Origin of the sequence: Mesorhizobium sp. M0185 (assembly GCF_040322175.1) — a bacterium.
Taxonomy (GTDB): domain Bacteria; phylum Pseudomonadota; class Alphaproteobacteria; order Rhizobiales; family Rhizobiaceae; genus Mesorhizobium.
Window position 1 is genome coordinate 1 of sequence record NZ_JAMYSY010000127.1, and the last position, 925, is coordinate 925.

Consider the following 925-nt stretch of genomic DNA (forward strand, 5'->3'; position numbering starts at 1 on the left):
CTGGAATTGCTTGTCTTATGACTTTCGCTGCCGAATGGGTCAGAAAGGAACGCTGAGAGAGGGTAGCCGCCCTCCCTCAGCGGCGAGGGTCGGATCGGTGGAATTGCTGACCGTTTGACGGGTCGAGCTAGAGTCGGATCGCCCTCGTCTTTCCCTTGAGGCCTGAACGGATACCCGGAGTTCGGCTCCGAACGACAAGCACAGGACAAGTGAAAGATGACCAACGATACCATCGGGATCGACATTTCGAAAGACCATCTCGACGCCCACAGGCTGAGCGACGGCGCGAGCCGGCGTTTTGCCAACGACAGCCGCGGCCACAAGGCGTTCATGAGCTGGTTGAGCCCGAGCCGGTTGGACCCGCCCGGCGTACGCATCGTCTATGAGCCGACAGGTCCATATCACCGGGCCTTTGAGCGGAAGCTGGCGGCGGCTGGCCTTGCGCTGGTCAAGGTCAACCCACGCCAAGCCCGGCGCTTCGCCGAGGCCACCGGCAGGATCGCCAAGACCGACCGGCTGGACGCCGCCATGCTGGCGCGCATGGGCGCTCTTCTCGACCTCGAAGCACGACCGGTGCGCAGCCCGATCCTCAATGACCTCAAGGACCTGCACATGGCGCGCGAGGCGCTGGTGAAGAACCGGACGGCGGCGAGGAACAGGGCCAAGGCGCTAACCCTTCCCATCCTCAAGCGCCACAATGCCCAGCAGCTCAGGCAGATCGAACGTCAAATGGCTGCTGTCGAAAAGGAGATCACGGCGCTCATCCAGTCCGATCCCGATCTCTCCCGTCGCTTCGCTATCCTCGTCTCGATCCCGGGCGTCTCGGCAATCACCGCCTTCGCGCTTCTCATCGAAATGCCCGAACTCGGCACGCTCGGTCAGGGTCAGGCTGCTTCCCTCGCAGGCCTCGCTCCCGTCGCACGAC

Annotated in this window: 1 protein-coding gene; it reads left to right on the forward strand. The window is 63.4% G+C overall.

Annotation, left to right across the window (positions count from 1 at the left end; translation table 11 throughout):
* Positions 1 to 216: 216 nt before the first annotated feature.
* The coding region (locus tag NKJ20_RS34040; RefSeq protein ID WP_352749968.1) for an IS110 family transposase at positions 217 to 925 on the forward strand (709 nt) is incomplete at its 3' end.